The following is a 21,276-nucleotide window of genomic DNA, read 5'->3' on the forward strand; positions in this document are numbered from 1 at the left end:
GTCCTCTTCGTTGCATTCGGTTGATGGGAATGATGTGCCGTCTTACTGGACGGCGGTCAGGTGTTGAATTCAGTCTGGTCCATACCGGCCAGTTCCGACAGGCCGGGCAGGTGGTTCGAGAGCTTGGGCAGCTCCTGGAGGCTGCCCACCCCCAGCATCTCCAGCAGGTAGCCCGTGGTCTCGTACAGCACCGCCCCGGAGTGCGGGTCGCTGCCGGCCTCCGCCACGAGCCCCCTGCTGACGAGGGTTCTCATGACCGAATCGGAGTTCACGCCGCGGATTCCCGCCACGCGGGATCGCGTGACCGGTTGCAGGTAGGCGACCACGGCCAGGGTCTCCAGGGCGGCCTGGGTCAACCGTGCCGTCTGGCCTTCGACGATGAACCGCTCCACCACCTCTGCATGGGCTGGACGGGAGTAGATGCGCCAACCGCCGGCAAGTTCGCGCAACTCGAAGCCGCGCCGTGGGGAGCCAGACAGTCCATCATAGTCGCTGGCGAGGGCAGAGAGCACATCGGCCACCTGCCGGGCCTCCGCACCGGTCGCCTCGGCCAGTTGGGCCACCGTCACGGGCTCGTCCACGACCATCAGCACGGCCTCGAGTTGTCCGCGCACGTCCTCGGGCTCACTCATGACCACTCCTCGTCGTCTTCCGGACCGTGGTCCGGCCTCTCATCAGGGGCGTCCGGGTCCCACCGGACCACCAACTCGCCCAACGGGACCTCCTGGTCGAAGGTGACGGCGCGGTCCCGGAACATCTCCAACAGCGCGAGGAAACGGGCGACGATCACGAGGGTGGAGCCGGCGTCGGACACCAACTCGCGGAAGGCGAGCCGGCCGGCCTCACGCAACCGGGCGGCCAGCAGGCCGGCCTGTTCGCGGACCGAGACGGGTGGGGCGTGCAGGTGTTCCAGGCTCACCTGTTCCGCCGGCTTCGGGGTCCGGGCGAGGACGTCCTCGGCCAGCGCACCGAACTGTTCGGGGCTCAGTGTCCACACCAGCTCCGGCAACAGGGACGCGAAGCGCGGATCCAGTGTGGTCTGGCGTGGAAAACGGCGGGCCTCGGCCCGCATCTTCTCGCCCAGGAGTGTGGAGATGTCCCGGAAGGCCTTGTACTGCAGCAACCGGGCGAACAGCAGGTCGCGGGCCTCAAGCAGGGCCACGTCCTCCTCCGCGTCCGTGGTGCCGGCAGGAAGCAACCGGGCCGTCTTCAGATCGAGCAGCGTGGCCGCGACCACGAGGAAGGCGCTGGAGGCATCCAGGGCGGCCAGGTTCGGCCGGCGTCGCTGCCCCTCGGTCCGACCGGGATGCTCCTCGAGGTCCAGCCCGGTGCCGGCCTCGTGCCGGAGGGTCCTGACGTAGGCGATGAACTCGTCCGTCACCTCGGCCAGCGCCACCTCGGTGATGTCCATCTGGCGGCGGGCGATGAGGGAGAGCAGCAGGTCGAAGGGTCCGGCGAAGTTGGTCAGGGTGACGGAGAACCCGGAGGGGACACCGTCCTCGGCGTCCAGGTTCTCGGACAGGCCGCCGGCCAGGTTCCTGTCGACGTCCGGGGCGGCTGCCCCGGCGCCTGGGGTCACGGCGCCCCGCCGCGCCAGATCAGCTCGCGGGCCAGCGTGCGGTAGGCCTTGGCACCCTCATGATTCTGGGCGAACGTGGTCATGGGTTCGGCGGCCACGGTGGCATCGGCGAACTTGATGGAGCGTTTGATCACGGTCTCGAAGACCCGGTCGCCGAAGGCCTCGACGAGGCGGCTGACGACCTCCTTGGAGTGCAGTGTCCGGGCGTCGAACATGGTGGCCAGCACGCCGTCGATCTCCAGGTCCGGGTTGATGCGGTCCTGGATCTTCTCGATCGTCTCCACGAGCAGCGCCACGGCGCGCAGGGCGAAGAACTCGGCGGTCAGCGGAATGATCACCCCGTGCGAGGCCGTCAGCGCGTTGACGGTCAACAGGCCCAGGGACGGCTGGCAGTCCACGAGGATGACGTCATAGTCGTCCCGGACCTGGCGCAGTGACCGTTCCAGGACCTGTTCCCGGGCCACCTCGTTGACGAGCTGAACCTCCGCCGCCGAGAGATCGATGTTGGCCGGCAGGAGGTCGATGTCCTCGAACTCCGTCTCCACGATGGCGTCCCGGGCGGTGACAGACCGTTCCATCATGACGTTGTAGACGGTGGTGTCGAGTTCGTGGGGGCTGACGCCGAGGCCGGCGGAGAGGGCCCCCTGGGGGTCGAAGTCGACCATGAGCACCCGCCGGCCGTAGCTGGCCAATGCGGCTCCGAGATTGATGGTGGAGGTCGTCTTGCCGACCCCGCCCTTCTGGTTGACCATGGAGATCACGCGCGCTGGACCGTGTGATTCCAACTGCACCGGCTCCGGGAATTCGTGCTTGGGCCGTCCCGTGGGTCCGATGACCGGGTCACCGGTGATCATGAGGACTGGCGTGGGCTCTTCCTGGTTCACGATGCTGCCGTCTCCTGCCGTAGGTCCAGATGTCCGCCGTGCTGTGAGGTCGCCCACGCTGAACAACGTAAGCTGCTGCGGCATGGATACACCCTAGTCCGGATCGGCGTCCGCCCGGAAAATTTCCCGTTCGTCGCGGCGAGCCTTGACGTTCAACCGAAGCCTGAAGGTGATAGGCCCCCGGGGGTTCAGCGCCGCGGGGCAGGGCCCGCCACGTTGAGGCTGGACTCCGGGTGTCCCTCGAAGGCCTGCTCGGCCGCCGTCGGCGATTCGAGGGGATCGAAGGGGCGCCCCTCCTTCCCGGACTCGGGCGCACCCTGGCCGGCGCCTGACTCCCCACGTTCCGCGGAGCGATCGGCCGGACGAGCATCGGAGTAGTCGCCGAGGCCATGCCCCACCACCATCTCCTCGTCGAACTTGTCCCGCCCGGAGAGGACGTTGTCCGCCTTGACCGGGTCGAACTCACCGACCCACTTGCCGATGAGCATGGTGGCCACGGCGTTGCCGGTGAAGTTGGTCAGGGCGCGGGCCTCGGACATGAACTTGTCGATGCCCACGATCACACCCATGCCGCCGAGCAGCTGCGGCTGGTGTGCCTGGAGACCCGCGGCCAGGGTGGCGAGGCCGGCTCCGGTGACACCGGCGGCACCCTTGGAGGCGATGATCATGAACACCAGCAGGCCGATCTGCTCGCCGAGGCTCATCTCCAGGCCCATGGCGTTGGAGACGAACAGGGCCGCCATGGTGAGGTAGATGGCCGTCCCGTCCAGGTTGAAGGAGTACCCGGTGGGGACGGTGACACCCACCACGGACTTGTGCACGCCGGCGTGCTCCATCTTGGCGATCAGGCGCGGCAGGGCGGACTCAGAGGAGGAGGTCGCGAAGATGAGCAGGTACTCGCGGCCCAGGTACTTCATCAGCTTGAAGATGCTCACGCCGGTGACGAGACGGAGCAGGGTACCGAGCACGACCACGATGAACACGATGCAGGTGGCATAGAAGGCGCCCATCAGCAGGGCCATGGCACCGATGGCGGACCAACCGGTGGAGCCCACGACGGCGGCGATGGCACCGAAGGCGCCGACCGGCGCGATCCACATGATCATCATCAGGATGCGGAACACGACACCTTGGATCAGGGTGAGGCCCTGGAGCAGCGGCTTTCCGGACTCCCCCATCCCCTGGAGGGCGAAGCCCACCAGCAGGGCGACGAACAGTACCGGCAACACCGGCACCGACCCGGGGATGATGTCCAGCAGGAACGCGACGGTCGGATCCAGGTCCGCCTGGGCGGCGTCCGGGTCGTAGGGAGTCAGGGCCAGGCCTTCGCCCGGGTGGATGAGGTTGCCGACCACGAGACCGAGGCCCAGGGCGAAGGTGGACATGGCCATGAAGTACAGCAGGGCCAAGCCGCCCACCTTGCCCACGGTGGCGGCCTTCGCGATGGAGCCGATGCCGAGCACGATGGTGCAGAAGATGACCGGGCCGATCATCATCTTGATGAGCGAGACGAAGCCGTCGCCCAGCGGTTTGAGGGACTTGCCGAACTCCGGGAACAGCAGCCCGACTGCCGCCCCCAGGATCACCGAGGCGATCACCATGATGTACAGCCAGTGCGTGCGGTCCTTCTTCTTCGCCTTCTCCGCCGGTGTGGCCGGCGCCTGGCCTTCCGCGGGACCCGACGCCGGCACGCCGGCGGGGGTGTGCCGCATTGCGGACTGGTCAGATGGGTTCGTCATGGGGGGTGTCCTCTACAGTGGGGGCCGGTGACTCGCGGTCTCTTCGTTGCGACGATCATCACCGTGGGATGTGCGTCACATCACCCTTGCGGTCATAAAGTTCATGGCGCAGAGCACAAGCGGGAGCCGGCGAGACTTCACATCGACGGACCAGAGCGAGGATTCACGGTGGGCAGGACGGCGGGATCGACGGCGGTGGACGGGGTGGGCGAGCGGCGCCGGCGTGCCCGCCGCGACAGGTCCAGAACGTCCCGGCGCCCGTGGAGCATCGCCCGCCGCCTGGCGACGGCCCACCTGGCCGCGCTGCTGATCCTCACCGCCGCCCTGGTGGCCTTCAGCTACCAGCAGACCCAGCGGACGGTCTACGGGCTGGAGCGAGCCAACGTCCTCTCCACGGCGCGCCTGATCGCCGACGAGGAACGGATCCGTGACGGCTTCAGGGCCGCGGACCCCAGCGCGGCGCTCCAATCGCTCACCACCGAGCTCGCCGACCAGGCGCAGGTGGACTGGGTGACGTTCTTCGGCACCGACTACACCCGGGTCGCCCACCGGGACCCGGCACAGAACGGCACCCGGTACCCAGAGGACCTCTCGGCAGTCCTGGCCGGCCAGGGCCAGGTGGACACGGTGGCCACCGGACCCGCAGGCCTCTCCCTCCGCGCACTGGTCCCCGTCCTGTCCTCCGACGCCCCCGGGGCCGAGGTGGTCGGCATCGTCGGCGTGGGGCACCGCGTCTCCGAACTGGACATCGCGGTGACCGCCCAGATCCCGCGCATCCTGCTGGGCATGGGACTCGTCGCCGCCCTTGGGCTGGCCGGCTCCATCGCCCTGGGCCGCTATATCCGCCGGACCACCCACGGACTCGGCCCCGAGGAGCTGGCCCATCGATTCACCGTGCTGGACACCGCCCTGCACAACGTCAACGAGGGCATGGTGCTGGTCTCCGGCACCGGAGAGCTGAGCCTGTACAACGACCGCGCGGCCGAGCTGCTGCATCTCCCGCCCTTCGGCCACCGCGCGGACCACACCCCGGGGACGGTCTCGCTCGCAGACCTTCACCTGCCCGCCCCGTTGGCCGGGCTGCTGGAGTCCGGAAGGGACGCGCGGGACGAGCTGTTCGCCGTCCCCGGACGCATCCTGGTGGTCAACCAGCACCGCACGCGCCCGGCCGGCCCGGCGGCGCGGCTGCGGACACCCGCTGCGTGGCGGCGTGGACGGAGACAGCAGATCCCGGCCGGCGCGGACGGGGGCACGGTGGTGACACTGTACGACCGCACAGAGGTCCAGGAGATGAACCGTGAGCTGGAGAACATCCGATCCCTGACCGACGCGCTGCGTGCCCAGACCCATGAGCACGGCAACCGGCTGCACACCGTGTTGTCCCTCGTGGAACTGGGCCGGATCGATCAGGCACGCGACCTGTTGGCCTCGGGTGTGGCGGCGGGCACCGCCCAGCCTGGCCCGCTGGATCCCACCGGCGAACCGGCGGTGCAGGCCCTCTTGGCGGCCAAGGCCGCCCAGGCCCGCGAGCGCGGGGTGCGGATGGACTACCGGATCGAGGTGGACTCCGCCACCGGATTCTCCGCGCAGGACCTCGTGACGATCCTCGGCAACCTGGTGGACAACGCGATCGACGCCGCGGCGGACCCCGCACGGCCAGCGGAGGACCGTTGGGTGGAGGCAGAGGCCCACGCCGACGCCGGCTGGCTGGTCCTGCAGGTGGCCGACGGCGGCCCCGGTCCTTCCGCGGAGGATCGCGGACACGTGTTCGACCTGGGTTTCTCCACCAAGCCCGCGGGCCCCGCCGGCCGGGGCATCGGCCTGGCCCTGGTCCGGCAGACGGCACTCTCGCTGGGCGGGGACGTCGAGTTGGCCCTGGATTCCGGCACCGTGTTCACCGTGGAGCTGCCCCTGCCGGCGGACGCCGTCCGCCCACCACGGCGACCCGCGGAGAACCCTCCACCCATGACAGCGGGAGGAGGCCACCATGACCGGTGAGCGAGTGCTGATCGTCGAGGACGAGGCCCTGGCAGCCGACACCTACGGGGAGTACCTGGCCCGGGCCGGTGGCTACCAGCCCGTGCATCTCTCCCCCACCCTGGCCGACGCGGTGCGGTTCCTGTCCACCCAGTGGCGTGAACACGGCTCCTTCGGCGTGGACCTGGTGCTGCTGGACATGAACCTTCCGGACGGACACGGCTTGGAGGTGCTCCGCCGGATGCGATCGGCGGGATTCGCCGGGGCGGTGGTGGCCATGACCGCCGCCACCGACGTGCCCACCATCCGCCAGGCCATGGCCCTGGGCGTGATCCAGTACCTGGTGAAGCCCTTCGGCTATCCGGAGTTCGCCGAACGCCTGCGGGCGGCACGGGAGTTGTCCACCGGCCTTGCCGGAACCGGGTCGGTCCGCAGCCAGGCGGAGGTGGACCGGGCGTTCCGCCACCACGGCAGTACCGGCCCGGCCACCCTCCCCAAGGGACTGACCGAGGGCACACTTGACGCCATCGTGGACCTGCTCCGCTCCGACCTGGATGCGGTCCCGCGACCGGCCCCGGACTCCAGCCCCAGGACCGGCCGGGGGTCCGCCGGGGCCGAGGCCGGCACGGTGGCCGGCCGCAGCGCCGGTGAGGTGGGGGCCGCCGTCGGGACGTCCCGGGTGACGGCACGGCGCTACCTGGAGCACCTCTTCCGGCAGGGACTGGTGGACCGCTCGCCCCGCTACGGCACGCCGGGACGGCCGGAGAACGAGTACCGCTGGTCCGGCCGGGGCTCAGCGCCCGGATAGCCTACGGGCCGGTGCGGAGGGTGGGCGCGAGGGCGTCGAGCACGGAACGGTCCTCGATGGTGGAGGGCACCACGTACTCCTCACCATCGGCCATCTGCCGCATGGTCTTGCGCAGGATCTTCCCGGACCGGGTCTTCGGCAGCGCGTCCACCACCGCCACCTGCTTGAAGTCGGCCACGGCGCCAACCGAGGTGCGGACGGTGGCGCGCAGCTCGGCCAGCAGCTCCTCCAGCCCGGCGGAGCCGTCCACCTCCACCCCGGATTTGAGCACCACGTAGCCGGAGGCCCGCTGGCCCTTGAGCGGGTCCGCCAATCCGATCACCGCACACTCGGCCACGGCAGGGTGGGCGGCGAGCGCCTGCTCGAGGGCACCCGTGGAGAGCCGGTGGCCCGCCACGTTGATCACATCGTCCGTCCGGCCCATCACGAAGAGGTAGCCCTCCTCATCGACCAGCCCCGAGTCGCCCGTGGCGTAGTACCCCTCGAAGGCGCTGAGGTAGGAGTCGATGAAGCGCTGGTCATTGCCCCACAACGTGGTCAGGGTCCCCGGCGGCAGGGGCAACCGGAGGCAGATGTTGCCCTCGATCCCGGCCTCCACCGGCTGCCCGCTCCCGTCCAGGATCTCCACGGCGTAGCCGGGAGTGGGCCGGGTGCACGACCCGGTCTTGACGGGCAGCGCCTCCAGACCCACCGGGTTGGCGCCGATCGGCCAGCCCGTCTCGGTCTGCCACCAGTTGTCCACCACCGGCACGCCCAGCAGGTCACCGATCCACCCCTGGGTCTCCGGGTCCAGGCGCTCCCCCGCCGCGAACAGGGTCTGGAGTGCCGACAGGTCATGGTCCCGGGCCAGGTCACCCTCCGGGTCCACCTTGCGGATGGCCCGCAGGGCGGTCGGTGCCGTGAACAGTGAGCGCACCCCGTGCTGGGCGGCCACCCGCCAGAACGCCCCGGCGTCCGGGGTCCCCACGGGCTTGCCCTCGTAGAGCACGGTGGTGGCCCCGACCAGCAGCGGCGCGTAGACGATATAGGAGTGCCCCACCACCCAGCCGACGTCCGAGGCGGTGAACATCGTCTGCCCGGGGCCGACGTCGTAGATGTTCGCCATGGTCCAGGCCAGGGCGACCGCATGCCCGCCTTGGTCCCGGACCACACCCTTGGGCGAGCCGGTGGTTCCGGAGGTGTAGAGGATGTAGAGCGGATCCGTGGCGGCCACGTCCACGGGCTCCGCCGGCTCGGCCTCGGCCACGGCCTCGTCCCAGTCGACCCACCGGGTTCCAGCCTCGGATCCGTTCCCGGCCTCAGTCCCGACGCCGGCCCGCACGCTGTCCCGCACGTCTTCCAGGCGGGTCTCGAAACCCTCGCGTTGCTTGGCCACCACGGCCCCGACCCGGTGCTGCGCCAGTGCCACGGCCTCGGCCACCGCGGGCAGGTACTCCACACGCCGGCTCGGCTCGATGCCGCCGGAGGAGGTCACGATCACCGTCGGCTTCGCGTCGTCGATGCGCGCCGCCAGCTCCCGGGCCGCGAATCCGCCGAACACCACGGAGTGCACCGCTCCGATCCTGGCGCAGGCCAGCATGGCAACGTGCGCCTCCGGCGTCATCGGCAGGTAGATGACCACACGGTCCCCCCGGCCGACGCCCAGGGACACCAGCGCTCCCGCGAAGCGGGACACCCGGTCCGTCAGATCTGCGTAGCTGATGTGCTCCACGGTGCCGAGCACCGCCGAGTCATAGATGATCGCGGTGCGCTCACCGTGGCCGGCCGCCACGTGCCGGTCCAGGCAGTTCACCGCCGTGTTCAACCGGGCCCCGGGGAACCACCGGTAGATCGGTGCCGCCGCATCATCCAGGGCGCGGGTGGGCGGCTCGGTCCAGTCGATGGCAGCGGCCGCCTCCAGCCAGAATCCCTCTGGATCCTCGATGGACCTGCGGTAGACGGACTCGTACGGCTCAGAGGGCTCGGATGGCTCAGAGGACGGGGTGGGCTCACGCATTGAGGACGTTGAGGACATGGGACCAACCTAGGACGTGAGTCACGCCACGTCCACCCTGTGTATACGCAAGACAGGTCCAAAGCTGAAAAATGGCCGGATTCCGGCCTGATTCTCGCCGAATCACCCATCTTCGGCTATTTGTGTATACGCTGGACCCTGTGAGAGCCAGTGAACGTGCGTACCGGACGCTGCGGCAGGAGATCATCGAAGGTCAGCTGCCTCCCGGATCGATCCTGGGCGAGGTCGAGCAGTCGGCCCGACTGGGCCTGTCGCGCACGCCGTTGCGCGAGGCCATCGGACGCCTGGTCTCCGAAGGCCTCGCTGCCCCGTCGAGCGGACGCGGGACCGTGGTCACGGAGGTCTCCCTGGACGAGGCCGACGACCTGTTCGACCTGCGCACGGTGCTCGAGGTGCTGGCCGCGCGTCGGGCCGCCGTGCACGCCGACCCGAAGGTCTTCGGGCAGCTGGCCGCACGCTTCGAGTCCGCCGTGGAACCGCTCCGCCGCAGTGAGGATCCGGAGTCCTACTACCGGCTGACCACGGAGTTGGACGCCGCCGTGGACGCCGCCTGTGCCAACGCCTACCTGGCCCAGCACCTGCGGTCCCTGCGCGTTCACCTCGCCCGGCTGCGCCGCTTCTCCCGCAATGACCCGGCGCGGCTGGCGGCGTCCGCCACGGAGCACGCCTCCATCGCCAGGGCCCTGGCCGATCGGAATCCCGAACTGGCCGCCGCGACCACCACCCTGCACCTGCACCATGCCTTGGCGCACCTGCAGTCACACCAGCCCACCGGCACCCAGACCCACCAGAACCACCAGACCGGACCGGCCGAACCAGCCGGATCTGCCACCGACCACCCCACATCCAGCTTGGAGAGGACCCCATGATCAACCACGACGTCCGCGTCTACCGTTCCGAAGAAAACCTGCAGCGCCAGGACCAGCTCGCCTGGAAGATGGCCGAGGTCGCCACCGACACCGTGGCCATCGACCCCGAGGTGGAGGAGATGGTCATCAACCGCATCATCGACAACGCCTCGGTGGCCATCGCCTCCCTGAACCGCGGACCGATCGTTGCGGCCCGGGCACAGGCCCTGACCCACGCGCCCACGTCCGGCGGACAGGGAGCCTCCGTCTTCGGCATCACCGAGAAGGTCTCCCCGGAATGGGCCGCCTGGGCCAATGGTGTGGCCGTGCGCGAGCTGGACTACCATGACACCTTCCTGGCCGCCGAGTACTCCCATCCCGGGGACAACATTCCGCCCATCCTGGCGGTGGCCCAGCACAGCGGTGCCAGCGGCGCCGACCTGATCCGGGGCATCGCCACCGGCTACGAGCTCCAGGTGGACCTGGTCAAGGCCATCTGCCTGCACGCCCACAAGATCGACCATGTGGCCCACCTCGGCCCCTCCGCCTCGGCCGGCATCGGGACCCTGCTGGGCCTGGACACCGAGACGATCTTCCAGGCCATCGGCCAGGGCCTGCACACCACGACGGCGACCCGCCAGTCCCGCAAGGGCGAGATCTCCACGTGGAAGGCCCACGCCCCGGCCTTCGCCGGCAAGATGGCCGTCGAATCTGCTGACCGTGCCATGCGCGGCCAGACCTCGCCCGTGCCGATCTACGAGGGCGAGGACGGGGTCATCGCCTGGATGCTGGACGGACCGGACGCGAAGTACACGGTGCCCCTGCCGGCGCCCGGCGAGGCCAAGCGCGCCATCCTGGACACCTACACGAAGGAGCACTCCGCGGAGTACCAGGCCCAGGCGTGGATCGACCTCGCGCGCAAGCTGCACGGCGAGCATCCCGAGCTCGCCGATCCCGCCAACGTCGCCTCGATCGTCATCCATACCTCGCACCACACGCACTACGTGATCGGTTCCGGGGCGAACGACCCGCAGAAGTATGACCCGAAGGCCTCCCGCGAGACCCTCGACCACTCCATCCCGTACATCTTCACGGTGGCCCTGCAGGACGGCGCGTGGCACCACGTGGACTCGTACTCCCCCAAGCGGGCCGGACGGCCGGACACCGTGGAGCTGTGGCACAAGGTCACCACGGAGGAGGACCAGGAGTGGACCCGTCGGTACCACTCCCTGGACATCTCGGAGAAGGCCTTCGGCGGCCGGGTCGTCATCACCACCGCCTCCGGCGAGACCATCACGGACGAGATCGCCGTGGCCGATGCCCACCCGCTGGGCGCCCGCCCGTTCGCCCGGGAGCAGTACATCCACAAATTCCGCACGCTGGCCGAGGGCCTCGTGTCCGGCGAGGAGATCGAGCGCTTCCTCGACGCCGTCCAGCGCACCGCGTCCCTCGGCGCCGGTGAGCTGGACCAGTTGAACATCACCGCGGCACCCGGCGTCATCGACCTGGCCGACGCCCCGAAGGGACTCTTCTGATGCTGTATTCGTCACTGACCGCCGCCGAGAAGCGCGTCCGTCTGCGGCAACTGCTGCAGCCCGGTGCCGCCGTGCAGTTCCCCGGGGCCTACACGCCCCTCTCCGGCAAGCTGGTGGAGGAGCAGGGGTTCCAGGGGCTGTACATCTCCGGTGCGGTGTTGGCCAACGAGTTGGCTCTGCCGGACATCGGCCTGACCACGCTGACGGAGGTGGCCCAACGGGCCGGGCAGATCGCCCGGGTCACGGATCTGCCGGCCATCGTGGACGCTGACACCGGCTTCGGAGAGCCGATGAACGTGGCCCGGACCATTCAGGAACTGGAGAACGCCGGGCTCGCCGGATGTCACATCGAGGACCAGATCAACCCCAAGCGATGCGGCCATCTGGACAACAAGGCCGTGGTGGACCTGGCCACGGCCACCCAGAGGGTGGCGGCGGCCGCGAGCGCCCGCCGGGACGAGAACTTCCTGATCATGGCCCGCACCGATATCCGTGGGGTGGACGGCGCCGGCGGTCTGAACGCCGCCATCGACCGGGCCAAGGCCCTGGCAGACGCCGGCGCGGACTCCATCTTCCCGGAGGCCATGAAGGACCTGTCCGAGTTCGAGGCCGTCTGCAACGCGGTGGACGTGCCTGTCCTGGCCAACATGACCGAGTTCGGCAAGTCCGAGTTGTTCACCCGCGAACAGCTGGCCTCTGCCGGCGTGGCCCTGGTGATCTACCCGGTGACGCTGCTGCGCTCGGCCCTCGGTGCCATGGAGCGCACCTTGTCCACCATCCGATCCGAGGGTACCCAGCAGGGCGCCGTCGGTGAGATGCTGACCAGGGCACGCCTCTACGAGCTCGTGGACTACGAGGGCTACAACGGCTTCGATTCCTCCGTCTTCAACTTCCCGGTACCGGGGTTGGAGACCCGGACGGACTCCGGCGCAGACGCCTGAACCCGACCCGACTCCCGTCCCGAAAGGACACTCCCATGACTGACACTGAGATCAAGAAGGGCCTCGCCGGAGTGGTGGCGGACTACACCGCCATCTCCAAGGTCAACCCGGACACCAATTCCCTGCTCTACCGTGGCTATCCCGTGCAGGAGCTCGCCGCGTCTCTGCCGTTCGAGGCCGTGGCCTATCTGCTGTTGAACGGTGAGCTCCCCACGGACGCCCAGCTGGCAGCCTTCACGGACCACGAGCGCTCCAATCGAGCTCTGTCCCCGGATGTCAGGGCCGCCCTGGACATGTTGCCGGTGGCCTGCCATCCGATGGACTCGGTCCGTACCGCCGTGTCCATCCTGGGCGCGCAGCACCCGAAGTCGGAGGACTCCTCACCGGAGGCCGAGATGGAGAAGGCGACGACCCTGTTCGCCCAGCTGCCCGCCGTCGTCGCCTACGAGCAACGCCGGCGCACCGCCGGTGGTCCCACCGAGCCGGTGGCGCCCCGGGAAGACCTGGACTACTCCCAGAACTTCCTGTGGATGACCTTCGGCGAGGAGGCCGATCCCGCTGTCGTCGATGCGTTCCGCGTCTCGATGGTGCTCTACGCGGAGCACTCCTTCAACGCCTCCACCTTCACCGCACGCGTCATCACCTCCACCCTGTCCGATCTGCACTCGGCGGTGACCGGGGCCATCGGCGCGCTCAAGGGCTCCCTGCACGGCGGCGCCAACGAGGCCGTCATGCACACCTTCGACGAGATCGGCATCCGGCCGGACGAGTCCCAGGAGGAGGCCAAGGACCGCGCCAAGGCCTGGATGGAGGACGCCCTGACCCAGAAGAAGAAGGTCATGGGCTTCGGCCACCGCGTGTACAAGCACGGCGACTCCCGCGTGCCGACCATGAAGCAGGCGCTCGACGCGATGATCGAGCACTTCGGCCGCCACGAGATCCTCGGGTTGTACAACGGGCTCGAGCAGGCCATGGACGAGGCCAAGGCCATCAAGCCGAACCTCGACTACCCGGCCGGCCCGACGTACCACCTGATGGGCTTCGACACCGAGCTGTTCACGCCGTTGTTCATCGCCGCCCGCGTCACCGGGTGGACCGCGCACATCATGGAGCAGCGCGCCAGCAATTCGCTGATCCGGCCGCTGTCCGCCTACAACGGGCCGGACGAGCGGCACGTGCCGGGCGCCTGAGCCTGACTGCACCGCACGACGACGACCCGGGCGGGGAAGGAACACTCACGTTCCCTCCCCGCCCGGGTCGTTGTTCAGCGCCGGTGTTCCGGCATCCGGATCAGGGGACCTCGACCTCCATGGAGGTGGCCACGGACCGCAGCTGCCCGTACTCCTCGGTCTCGAGGAACGCCCTCATGGCCTCCTCCCCTTCGAGTCCGGTGACCTCCTCCGCCGTGTCCTGGGTGACGCTGCCGGACAGCAGAGTGGCGGTCCCCTCACCGTCGCCCTGAACCGAGGGCTGCGCGTAGAACCACGAGGACCAGAAGGAGTCGTCGGTCGCCTCGGGGTCGAGGTCCTCGGCCACGTTGACCACCTGCACAGCCAACAGGAATTCCCCGCCCTCGAAGCTCTTGGGGTCCGGCCAGTCCTCGCTGGCCTGGTAGAGGGAGGCCCGGTACCAGACGGGTCCGGAGCCCGTGGCCTCCGGGATGTCCGGCAGTTCCTCGGCCTCCAAGACCTCCACCACATCCAGCTTGGGACCGTCGTTGTCCGTGGGGGCGACCCCGGTGGTGGTCCGGTACTCCACGGTGCCCTCGGGGTCCTGGAAGAGCACCACCTCGTAGGGCACGCCCAGATAGTCCAGGAACTCCTCGTTGTAGTCCTCCTGGCTGGCGCTCCAGGTCTCCGGAAAACTCCACGTGAAGACCCCCGACTCGGAGGTGTAGCTCTGGGTGAGCCCCGTGGTCTGCTCCCCGGACCCGCTGGCGGTCGGTGAGGCGGAGGCCGTCTCGGTCACGGTGGCGCTCGCGGTCGCCGTGTCACTCGGACTCGCGGTCTCCGTGACGGTCTCCACCGGACTCGAACTGGGATCGGTCGTGGCGGAAGGCGATTCCGCGGGCTCGCCACCGGTGCCGCAGGCGGTCAGCACCAATCCAGCACTGAGCCCGAGCCCCACGGCGGCCGCCAGGCGGCGGCTACGGGCTGCGGCTCGGGCGCATCGCCCTGCAGGAAAAGTTCGGTCGGCGGTGCTGGTCATCATGATCCCCTCGTGTGCCTCGGTGTGCTCCGTAGGGCACCTCTTCGGCAGGTGGTGGTCTGGTGGTGGTCCGTCTTCCGCCCGGGGACGTCGTCCGGCTCTCACCATCTGAGCATCGATCCGTGATCGATGTCATCACCGTCCGGCCCGACGTTGTGGGATCGTGATGACCTCTCCCCGGCTTTAGTGGAGGGCGCGGGGGTGCGCCGCGGCGTAGACCTCGCGCAGCGTGTCCGCCGTGACCAGGGTGTAGACCTGCGTGGTGGTGACGGAGGCGTGCCCCAGCAGCTCCTGCACCACGCGCACGTCCGCGCCGCCCTCCAGCAGATGGGTGGCGAATGAATGCCGCAGCGTGTGCGGGGAGACCTCGGCCTCGATGTGCGCCCGTTCCGCGGCCTTCTTGAGGATCGTCCACGCCGACTGTCGGGAGAGCCGCCCTCCGCGCTGGTTGAGGAACAGCGCGGGGCCTCCGGTCCCGGACTGACCGGCCAGCGTGGGGCGTCCGCGGATCAGCCAGGCCTCCAGGGCGGTGGCCGCGTAGGAGCCCAGCGGGACGATGCGCTCCTTGGAGCCCTTCCCGAACAGACGGACGACGGCGGTGCCGGACTCCCCCGGTCCCGTCGCCCCCGGCTCGGGTCGGTTTCCCTGGAGGTCGGCACCGTCCAGCGGGCCGCGGACGGCTCCGACCACGTCGTCGACGTCCAGCCCGACGGCCTCGGAGATGCGGGCGCCCGTGGCATAGAGGAACTCGAGCAGGGCCCGGTCCCGCAGACCCGCCGGGGTGTCCGTAGGCACAGCTTCCAGCAGGGCGGTCACCTGGTCCACCCGAATCGCCTTGGGCAATTCCTGGGCGGGGCGGGGCGGGGTGACGTCCTGTGCCGGATCCGTCTCCGTGACCTGTTCCAGGGTCCAGAAGCGGTGCATACCGCGGACGGCGACGATGGTCCGGGCCGCGGACCGCGGTGAGAGCGGGTGCCCGCCATCGGCACCGGTGGCCAGGGCCTGGAGGAACCCGGTCACGTGCCGGCGCTCCACCTGGCGGGGCTCGTCCACACCCTGGCCCTGCAGCCACGCCAGGTAACGGCTCATGTCCCGGCGGTAGGCGGCCAGGGTATGGGGGGACATGCCCCGTTCCACGGTCAGGTGGTCCAGGTACGCCTCAGCCGGACGGGCCAGGGCGCGCGGCGGACCGTCCGCGGACTCGGCACTCACCACACTCATGACCGGTCACTCACCCGCCGAGGGGACGGCCGTGCCAGGGCGCGTCCGCAGGACGCAGGTCGGCGAAGCCGCCGTCCCGGTGGGCGAGGAGGGCGAGGAGGCCCACCACGGAGGAGGGATTGCGCAGCCGGCCGGCCAGCACGGCCTGAACGGCGTCTGTCACCTGCACCCAGGCCAACGGCATACCGGCCTCCTCGCCGGTGCGTTCGTGGCGTTCCCCCACCGGGACCGGAGACAGGCCCCGGGCCAGGAACACCCGGATGCCCTCGGAGGAGGATCCCGGAGTGGTGTAGAAGTCGGCGAGGACGTCCCACCGGTCCGCGCGCAGGTCGGCCTCCTCGGCCAGTTCCCGCCGGGCGGCCTCGACCAGGTGCTCTCCCGGGACGTCGAGCAGCCCGGCGGGGATCTCCCACAGCTCCTCGCCCACGGGGTGCCGGTACTGCCGGATCATCCGTACCCGGTCCTGATCATCCAGGGCCACCACGGCCACGGCCCCGGGGTGGCGGATGAACTCCCGGACCAACAGGTCCGGATGATCGTCCTCCGTCCCACCCGCGTCCTCCTCCGCGGCGGCGCCCGGCACCATCAGGAAGGCCTCGCGGGTGACGTCCCACACCGCCCCCGCGAAGGCCCTCTCGGTGTGGACCGCGGGCCGCGCGGCGGGCACGTCCGCGAGCGGGCCGCCGTCGTGCTCGGTGTACGGGGCGGGTGGAGGAGTCAGGTGCGTCATGGAGTGGTGGGTGTCCCTGCTGATCAACCTGATCAACTCACCCTGCGGGAGTTCCGGCGTTCCAGTCCCGCGGCCACGAGTCCAGCGAACAGTGGATGCGGGCGGGTCGGCCGGGACTTGAACTCCGGATGGGCCTGGGTGGAGACGTAGTACGGGTGGACGTCCGCCGGAAGCTCCACGAATTCCACGAGCGTGCCGTCCGGGGAGGTCCCGGAGACGATCAACCCCGCCTCCTCCAGCCGGTCGCGGTACTCGTTGTTGACCTCGTAGCGGTGGCGGTGCCGCTCGGTGACCTCGGTGGCCCCATAGGCCCGCGCGACCGCGGAGCCCTCCCGCAGGGTGGCCGGATAGGAGCCCAAGCGCATGGTGCCGCCGAGGTCGCCGCCGCCGGAGACGAAACGCTCCTGCTCGGCCATGGTGGCGATCACGGGGTGCTCGGTGTCCGGTTCGAACTCGGTGGAGGAGGCCTGGGCGAGGCCCAGCACGTTGCGGGCGTACTCCATGACCATGGTCTGCAGGCCCAGGCACAGGCCGAGGGTCGGGATGCCGTTCTCACGGGCATGGCGCAACGCCCCGATCTTGCCGTCGAGCCCTCGGACCCCGAAACCACCCGGGACACAGATGGCGTCGACGCCGTCCAAGGCCTGGCGTGCGCCGGCCTCGGTCTGGCAGTCGTCCGAGGGAACCCAGCGGATGGAGACCGTCGCGTCATTACCGAAACCGCCGGCGCGCAGGGCTTCCGTGACGGAGAGGTAGGAGTCCGGCAGGTCGATGTACTTGCCGACCAGGGCGATCTCCAGCGCATGCCTCGGGTGGTGTACCGCGCCGATCAAGCGGTCCCAGGTGGACCAGTCGACATCCTTGAACTTCAGGTCCAGGGATTGGACCACATAGGCGTCGAGGCCCTGGGCATGGATGATCTTGGGGATGTCGTAGATGGAGGGGGCATCGGCGCAGTTGATGACCGCATCGGTGTCCACGTCGCACATGCGGGCGATCTTGTCCCGCACGTCGGCCGGGACCTCGCGGTCCGAACGGATGACGATGGCGTCCGGCTGGATCCCGATCGAGCGCAGCGCCGCCACCGAGTGCTGGGTGGGCTTGGTCTTCAGCTCATGGGAGGGACCGATGTAGGGCACTAGGGATACGTGCACGAAGAACACGTTGTCCCGTCCGATGTCCTGGCGGACCTGCCGTGCGGCCTCCAGGAACGGCTGGGACTCGATGTCACCGACCGTTCCGCCGATCTCCGTGATGATGACGTCCGGCGCCGGGCGGTCTGCGGCGGCCCGATCCTGCTGCTCCCCGCCCACGGTGGCGTCCTCCGTGGCCGGCAGGCGCATGCGGCGTTTGATCTCATCCGTGATGTGCGGGATGACCTGGACGGTGTCCCCGAGGTAGTCGCCCCGGCGTTCCTTCTCAATGACGGTCGAGTACACCTGTCCGGTGGTGACGTTGTTCAGGCCGTCGAGGTCCTCGTCCAGGAACCGTTCATAGTGGCCGATGTCCAGGTCGGTCTCGGCCCCGTCCTCCGTGACGAAGACCTCGCCGTGCTGGAAGGGGTTCATGGTGCCGGGATCGACATTCAGATACGGATCCAGCTTCTGCATGGTCACGGAGAGGCCTCGTGCCCTCAGGAGATGACCCAGGGAGGACGCCGTGAGCCCCTTTCCGAGGGAAGAGGCCACGCCGCCGGTCACGAAGATCTGGCGGGTAGCGTTGGGCGTTTTCTGGAATCGAGAAGATTTATGCACCACGGAGTTCGATCGTAGCACCCGTTCAGACGTGCGACGCGTCGAGGAGTTCGCGGGCGTGATCGCGGGCTGCCCCGGAGTCGGCGCGGCCGGCGAGCATCCTGGCCAGCTCCCCCACCCGCTGCTCGCCCTCGAGGGTCGCGACGTCCGAGGTGGTGAACCCGGCATCGCCGTCCGAGTTCTTCGTGACCTTCAGGTGCCGGTCCGCGAACGCCGCCACCTGCGGCAGGTGTGTGACCACGATGACCTGGACGTGCCGGGCCAACCGGGCGAGCCGCCGGCCGATCTGGACGGCGGCCTCACCACCGACGCCGGCGTCCACCTCGTCGAACACGAAGGTGGGGACCGGGTCCGTGGCGGCCAGGACCACCTCCAGCGCCAGCATGACCCGGGAGAGTTCACCGCCGGAGGCGCCCTTGCCCAGGGGCCGCGGTTCGGCGCCGGCATGGGGCTGGAGGAGCAGTTGGACCTCGTCGGCCCCGTGGGGGCCCGGCTGGCCGCCAGGGATGACGGCGGCGTGGAACGTGGCGTCCGGCATCGACAGGGCGTGCAGTTCCTCGCTGACCAGTCCGGAGAGGGTGGCTGCGCCGGCCGTCCTCAGCCGGGTCAGCTCACTCGCGCCGGACAGCACGCGTTGTTCGAGGCGTGCAACCTCGGCGGTGAGCTCCTCGATGCGACCGGAGTCCCCCTGCAGAGCGTCGAGGCGCGGCCGGTGGCTCTCGGCCCACCGGATCACATCGGAGAGTTCGGGTCCGTAGAGGCGCATCAGCCGGGTCAGTTCGGCCAGCCGGGACTGGGCGCTGTCCAGGTCGGAGGCGGCGTCGTCATCCAGGCGGGCCGCATAGCCGGCGAGATCCCCGGAGACATCGGCCAGCAGGATCCCCACCTCGGCAAGGCGCTGGGACAGCCCGGTGAGTTCGTCATCCTGGCCCGGGGCCTGCATCAGGGCCTGGCGGGCGGCCTCGATGAGGGCCTCGGCCGATGGGATCTCCACCGCGTCTGCGGCATCTCCGCCGGCGAGGTGGGCGTGGGCGCCCAGGGAGGCCGTGCGCAGCTCCTCGACGTTCTCCAGTCGCTGGATGAGGGCCCTGACCTCCTCGTCCTCCCCCTCCCGGACCGCGGCGTTGTCGATCTCCTCGAGGGAACGCTGCAGGTTCTCCGCCTCGCGGGCCCGGTCCTGCTCGTTACTGGTGATCTCCTGCAGTTCCGCGGCTGCCCGTCTCCAGGCGTCGAAGTCCCGCTGGTAGACGGCCAGGGTCTCGCTCAGCTCCGAACCGGCGAAGGAGTCCAAGGCATGGCGCTGGGCGGCCGGGGACTTCAACCGCAGCTGGTCGGTCTGGCCATGGACGGCCACGAGGTGTTCACCGAGTTCACCGAGCAGGGCCACGGGCACGCCGCGGCCTCCGGCCGAGGCCCGCGAGCGTCCCGAGGTCCCGGCGGCCCCCACGGACCGGGTGACCACGAGTGCCACGTCCCCGCGGCCTCCTGCCGGTGCGCCGACGCCGGCCTCGGAGACCGCATCAGCATCCGCGCCGGTCCCATGGTCTGGACCCTCCTCGTCCAGCACGGCTCCGGCGTCCGTGGCGACCTCGACGGCGGCATGTCCGGCGTCCAGCCGGAAGCCGGCCTCCACGGTGGCCCGGGAGGCCCCGTGCCGGACGGCGCCGGCATCCGCTCGGGCCCCGAGCAGGAGGTTGAGGGCCGTGACGACCATGGTCTTGCCGGCGCCGGTCTCGCCGGTCACCACGGTGAAGCCGGGATCCAGCTCGACGGCCGCGTCACCGATGACGCCCAGCCCGTTGATGGACAGGTATTCGATCATGACTGGTCGGCTCCTCCGCTGTGCGTGTCCGGCTCCTCACTGCCCTCATCTGGGGTGATCCCCGACCGCGCGATCCCCAGGCGCTCGTCCCCTGCCGACACCACGGGCAGGGCGGCCGTGGCCGGCGGTACCACGCCCGGCCTGGGTGCCAGGTGATGGGGCTCAACGATCGAGACTCCGCGGGAGGTGGGGTCCCCCTCGGGCCGACGGGACGCCGTCCGAGACTCGCGGGCGGCAGCCTCGGCCCGGTCCTGTTCGGTGACGGGACCGCGCCAGCCCTTGGTGGGCAGATTGAACTTGCGCACGAGCCGCTCGGTGAACGGCGTACGGGACAACCGGGCGATCCGGACCGGTTGCGGTGAGCGGGTGACCTCGACGCGGGAGCCGAGGGGCAGGTCCACCGTGCGGCGGCCGTCGCACCAGAGCACGCCCGGCTCGTTGGTGCGCGGCAGTACCTCCACGGTGAGCACCGAGTCCGGTGACACGACGAGGGGCTTGGCGAACAGGGCGTGGGCGCTGATCGGCACCATAAGCATGGCCTGGACCTCCGGCCACACCACGGGGCCGCCGGCCGAGAAAGCGTACGCCGTGGACCCCGTGGGCGTGGCCATCACCACGCCGTCGCAGCCGTACGTGGAGATGGGGCTGCCGTCCACGGCGGTCACGACCTCGAGCATGCGCTCACGGTTGGACTTCTCCACGCTGGCCTCGTTCAACGCCCAGGTGCGGGCCACGAGTTCCTCGCCCTGGAAGACCCGGACGTCGATCGCCATCCGCTCCTCGACGCTGTAGTCCTGCGCCACCACGGCCTCGACGGTGCGGGAGAGATCGGTGCGCTCAGATTCGGCCAGGAAGCCCACGTGGCCCAGGTTGACGGCGAGCAGCGGCAGCCCGGAATCACGGACGAGCTCCGCCGCACGCAGCACGGAGCCGTCCCCGCCGAGGACCACACCCAGGGAGACCTCACTCAGGGAACAGTCCACGTCCAGGGTCCGCGGGACGAACTCCAGTGGGGGCACGACGCCGGCTCGTTCGGCCTCGCGGATCGCCGTCACGTCACGGGCCATGAGCACCGGGACCAGCCCGGCCTCCTGCAGTTTGGCGCAGGTGTGGACGGCTGCCCGGATGGCGTCCTCGCGGCCGGTATGGGCAAGGACCAGGATTGAACGGGGCATGGCCCCAAGGATACCCACGTCCAGGCCGGGTCCGGCCGCAC

At 69.8% G+C, this 21,276-nt stretch carries 17 protein-coding genes; 6 read left to right on the forward strand and 11 right to left on the reverse strand.

All coding sequences use genetic code 11. The features are described 5' to 3' along the window. Positions 1-56 precede the first annotated feature (56 nt). The 4 genes from scpB to BOSE125_RS07740 all read right to left on the reverse strand — a co-directional run bounded on the left by scpB (position 57) and on the right by BOSE125_RS07740 (position 4,175). On the reverse strand, positions 57-632 hold the full coding sequence (gene scpB, locus BOSE125_RS07725) for an SMC-Scp complex subunit ScpB (protein WP_159551443.1): 576 nt from the start codon (positions 630-632) through the stop codon (positions 57-59). Further along, complete coding sequence (locus BOSE125_RS07730) at positions 629-1,579, reverse strand: ScpA family protein (RefSeq protein ID WP_371300582.1); 951 nt, start codon at positions 1,577-1,579, stop codon at positions 629-631. The genes scpB and BOSE125_RS07730 overlap by 4 nt, the downstream gene beginning before the upstream one ends. After that, the gene (locus tag BOSE125_RS07735) at positions 1,576-2,433 is read right to left on the reverse strand and encodes a ParA family protein (protein WP_159554906.1); all 858 of its coding nucleotides are present in this window, start codon (positions 2,431-2,433) and stop codon (positions 1,576-1,578) included. The genes BOSE125_RS07730 and BOSE125_RS07735 overlap by 4 nt, the downstream gene beginning before the upstream one ends. A 218-nt stretch (positions 2,434-2,651) precedes the next feature. Next, complete coding sequence (locus BOSE125_RS07740; protein ID WP_159554910.1) at positions 2,652-4,175, reverse strand: cation:dicarboxylate symporter family transporter; 1,524 nt, start codon at positions 4,173-4,175, stop codon at positions 2,652-2,654. 195 nt (positions 4,176-4,370) lie between these two features. Here BOSE125_RS07740 and BOSE125_RS07745 point away from each other — a divergent pair, with 195 nt between their 5' ends. Together BOSE125_RS07745 and BOSE125_RS07750 are read left to right on the forward strand one after the other, a co-directional pair. Next, complete coding sequence (locus BOSE125_RS07745; protein ID WP_159551445.1) at positions 4,371-6,200, forward strand: ATP-binding protein; 1,830 nt, start codon at positions 4,371-4,373, stop codon at positions 6,198-6,200. Next, positions 6,190-6,987 carry a response regulator gene (locus tag BOSE125_RS07750; protein WP_159551447.1) on the forward strand — a complete coding sequence of 266 codons (798 nt, stop codon included), beginning with the start codon at positions 6,190-6,192 and terminating at the stop codon, positions 6,985-6,987. The genes BOSE125_RS07745 and BOSE125_RS07750 overlap by 11 nt, the downstream gene beginning before the upstream one ends. 1 nt (position 6,988) lies before the next feature. Here the strand turns inward: BOSE125_RS07750 and BOSE125_RS07755 are convergent, their stop codons facing one another. Continuing rightward, the gene (locus BOSE125_RS07755; protein ID WP_159551449.1) at positions 6,989-9,001 is read right to left on the reverse strand and encodes an AMP-binding protein; all 2,013 of its coding nucleotides are present in this window, start codon (positions 8,999-9,001) and stop codon (positions 6,989-6,991) included. A gap of 140 nt (positions 9,002-9,141) precedes the next feature. Here BOSE125_RS07755 and BOSE125_RS07760 point away from each other — a divergent pair, with 140 nt between their 5' ends. From BOSE125_RS07760 to BOSE125_RS07775, 4 genes are read left to right on the forward strand one after another with little or no spacing between them, the layout of a single operon-like run. Next, the gene (locus tag BOSE125_RS07760; protein WP_159551451.1) at positions 9,142-9,870 is read left to right on the forward strand and encodes a GntR family transcriptional regulator; all 729 of its coding nucleotides are present in this window, start codon (positions 9,142-9,144) and stop codon (positions 9,868-9,870) included. After that, positions 9,867-11,384: an MmgE/PrpD family protein gene (locus tag BOSE125_RS07765; protein WP_159551453.1), complete on the forward strand. Its 1,518-nt coding sequence runs from the start codon at positions 9,867-9,869 to the stop codon at positions 11,382-11,384. The genes BOSE125_RS07760 and BOSE125_RS07765 overlap by 4 nt, the downstream gene beginning before the upstream one ends. Then, positions 11,384-12,325 carry a methylisocitrate lyase gene (prpB, locus tag BOSE125_RS07770; protein ID WP_115931535.1) on the forward strand — a complete coding sequence of 314 codons (942 nt, stop codon included), beginning with the start codon at positions 11,384-11,386 and terminating at the stop codon, positions 12,323-12,325. The genes BOSE125_RS07765 and prpB overlap by 1 nt, the downstream gene beginning before the upstream one ends. A gap of 35 nt (positions 12,326-12,360) precedes the next feature. Then, positions 12,361-13,515 carry a bifunctional 2-methylcitrate synthase/citrate synthase gene (locus tag BOSE125_RS07775; protein ID WP_159551455.1) on the forward strand — a complete coding sequence of 385 codons (1,155 nt, stop codon included), beginning with the start codon at positions 12,361-12,363 and terminating at the stop codon, positions 13,513-13,515. 100 nt (positions 13,516-13,615) lie between these two features. Here BOSE125_RS07775 and BOSE125_RS07780 read toward each other — a convergent pair whose 3' ends face one another. The 6 genes from BOSE125_RS07780 to BOSE125_RS07805 form a co-directional block, all read right to left on the reverse strand. Beyond that, positions 13,616-14,536, reverse strand: a complete 921-nt coding sequence (locus tag BOSE125_RS07780) for a hypothetical protein (RefSeq protein WP_159551457.1) — start codon at positions 14,534-14,536, stop codon at positions 13,616-13,618. A 180-nt stretch (positions 14,537-14,716) separates the two neighbouring features. After that, entirely contained in the window at positions 14,717-15,754 is a 1,038-nt protein-coding gene (xerD, locus tag BOSE125_RS07785; RefSeq protein ID WP_159551459.1) for a site-specific tyrosine recombinase XerD, read from the reverse strand. Between the two features lie 10 nt (positions 15,755-15,764). Beyond that, a complete protein-coding gene (locus BOSE125_RS07790) occupies positions 15,765-16,484 on the reverse strand; it encodes an NUDIX hydrolase (protein ID WP_159551461.1) in 720 nt (239 codons plus the stop codon). Between the two features lie 32 nt (positions 16,485-16,516). Beyond that, positions 16,517-18,259 (reverse strand): CTP synthase, encoded by a 1,743-nt coding sequence (locus tag BOSE125_RS07795; protein WP_159551463.1) that lies wholly within the window; start codon positions 18,257-18,259, stop codon positions 16,517-16,519. A 4-nt stretch (positions 18,260-18,263) separates the two neighbouring features. Further along, positions 18,264-20,060: a DNA repair protein RecN gene (locus tag BOSE125_RS07800; RefSeq protein ID WP_159551465.1), complete on the reverse strand. Its 1,797-nt coding sequence runs from the start codon at positions 20,058-20,060 to the stop codon at positions 18,264-18,266. Next, positions 20,057-21,235: an NAD kinase gene (locus BOSE125_RS07805; RefSeq protein ID WP_159551467.1), complete on the reverse strand. Its 1,179-nt coding sequence runs from the start codon at positions 21,233-21,235 to the stop codon at positions 20,057-20,059. The genes BOSE125_RS07800 and BOSE125_RS07805 overlap by 4 nt, the downstream gene beginning before the upstream one ends. Positions 21,236-21,276 lie beyond the last annotated feature (41 nt).

Origin of the sequence: Citricoccus sp. K5 (assembly GCF_902506195.1) — a bacterium.
Classification (GTDB): Bacteria; Actinomycetota; Actinomycetes; order Actinomycetales; family Micrococcaceae; genus Citricoccus.